Annotated in this window: 2 protein-coding genes; both read left to right on the top strand. The window is 67.0% G+C overall.

Going from position 1 to position 2367, the window contains the following annotated elements; all coding sequences use genetic code 11:
* Positions 1–49 precede the first annotated feature (49 nt).
* Positions 50–817, top strand: coding sequence for an SMP-30/gluconolactonase/LRE family protein (locus E8A12_RS12890; RefSeq protein WP_293369319.1), 768 nt, complete (start codon positions 50–52; stop codon positions 815–817).
* A 147-nt stretch (positions 818–964) separates the two neighbouring features.
* Positions 965–2367 (top strand): aldehyde dehydrogenase family protein (locus tag E8A12_RS12885; protein ID WP_293369318.1); only part of this gene is annotated, 1403 nt, incomplete at its 3' end.

Raw genomic sequence — 2367 nt, 5'->3', positions numbered from 1 at the left:
TGCCGAGCTGGCCTGGACGTGACGGTGCTGCGACGATGGATGACATTGAATGGGGCAAAGGCGTGCTGGAAGGGCAACGAACGCCCAGGGCCGGGTGCTGATCGCCAATTTCGGCATCTACGACCGGGAGGACGGGCCGCTGCAGCGGTTCGATCCGGCGACGGGAAAGCACGAGACCCTGGTCGCTGAGGTGGACGGCAGGCGTCTGACCTCCGCCAACTATCCGGTGATGGACGAGGCCGGGAACACCTGGTGCGCCAACTCCACCCACGCCGAGACCTGGCCCCAGGCCCTCGACGGGCGGCCGGATGGGTTCCTGTTCGTGCTGCGGCCCGACGGCTCGACCTCGATCGTGGCGGACGGATTGAAGTTCCCCAACGGCCTGACCCTCTCGGCGGACGAAAGGACCCTGTTCTGCGCCCAGACCACCGGCCCCGACGTGCGGGCCTTCCCGATCCTGCCCGGCGGTAGGCTGGGCAAAGGGGAACGCTACGGTCCGGCCCTGGGTCTGTTGCAGGAACCCGGCAAGCCCGCGCCCGACCACAACGACCTGGGCTATACCGACGGCGTGGGCATGGACGTCGAGGGCAACGTCTGGGTCTGCCTGCCGGCGGCCAACAAGGTGGTGGCGATCCTGCCCTCCAAGGCGGTGGTCACCTTGATCCACGATCCCTCCGGCGAGACGGTCAACCACCCGACCAACGTCACCTGGGGCGGGAGCGACCTGAAGGACCTCTACATCGGCTCGATCCGCGCGGGCTATGTGCTGAAGGCCCGCTCGCCATTGGCCGGCGCGCCCCTGATCCACCAAAGGTGATCCATCGGCGGTGAATTGGGGTCATTCCGAGGCTTTTAGGGAATCTGTCTTCCCCACTTACCGCCGATCACTAAAATAGCTGGCGAAGCCGGGCGGGCCACCCCACCCGGCGATACCTCAAAACCGAACGCTCCCGGGAGGACGTCTATGCGCGAGTACCTCAAATTCTACATCAATGGCGAATGGGTTGACCCGGTCGAGCTGAAGACGCTGGACGTCGAGAACCCGGCCACCGAAGAGGTCGCCGGCAAGATCGCGCTGGGCGCGGCCGCCGACGTGGACAAGGCCGTGAAAGCCGCCCGCAAGGCCTTCGGCGCCTGGTCTCAGACCAGCCGCGAAGAGCGTCTGGAAGTGCTGGGCCGCATCCTGGCCGAGTACCAGAAGCGGTTCGGCGACCTGGCCACCGCAGTCACTGAGGAAATGGGCGCGCCGTCCTCACTGGCGCAGCGGGCCCAGGTTCCGATCGGCATGGGTCACCTCTCGACCGCCATCGAGATCCTGAAGACCTTCAAGTTCGAGGAAGACCGCGGCCCGACGATGATCGTCAAGGAGCCGATCGGCGTCTGCGCCTTCATCACCCCCTGGAACTGGCCGCTGAACCAGATCGTCTGCAAGGTGGCCCCGGCGATCGCCACCGGCTGCACCATGGTGCTCAAACCCTCGGAAGTGGCGCCCTTCTCGGGCTACATCTTCGCCGAGATCATGCATGCGGCGGGCGTGCCGGCGGGCGTGTTCAATCTGGTGAACGGCGACGGGCCCACGGTCGGGGCGGCGATGTCGAGCCATCCGGACGTGGACATGGTCTCCTTCACCGGCTCCACGCGGGCCGGGATCGAGGTGGCCAAGGCCGCGGCTCCCACCGTTAAGCGCGTGGCGCAGGAACTGGGCGGCAAGAGCCCGAACATCGTCCTCGACGACGACGCCTTCGCCAAGGGGGTCGGCCGCGGCGTGGCCTCGATGATGCCCAACTCCGGCCAGTCCTGTAATGCGCCCAGCCGCATGCTGGTGCCCGGCAAGCGGATGGACGAGGCGATCACCGTCGCCCGCGAAGCCGCCGCCGGCGTGACCGTCGGCGACCCGAACGGCAACGCCCAGCTGGGTCCGGTGGTCAACAAGACCCAGTTCGACAAGATCCAGAAGCTGATCCAGGCCGGCATCGACGAGGGCGCGACCCTGGTCATCGGCGGCACCGGGCGGCCCGAAGGGCTCGACAAGGGCTACTATGTGAAGCCGACGGTCTTCGCCAACGTCACCAACGACATGACCATCGCCAAGGAAGAGATCTTTGGGCCGGTGCTGTCGATCCTGGGCTACGACACCGTCGACCAGGCGATCGAGATCGGCAACGACACCGAATATGGCCTGGCGGCCTATGTGCAGGCGGCCGACATCACGGCCGCCCGCGACGTGGCGCGCAAGCTCCGCGCCGGCCAGGTGTCGATCAACGGCGGCGGCGGCGATCTGACCGCGCCCTTCGGCGGCTACAAGATGAGCGGCAACGGGCGCGAGTGGGGCGATTTCGCCTTCCACGAGTTCCTCGAGACCAAGGC

The organism is Phenylobacterium sp. (assembly GCF_004799395.1).
GTDB lineage: Bacteria > Pseudomonadota > Alphaproteobacteria > Caulobacterales > Caulobacteraceae > Phenylobacterium.
The sequence above is the reverse complement of the archived record's forward strand: the minus strand, read 5'-3'. Positions and strand labels throughout refer to the sequence as shown.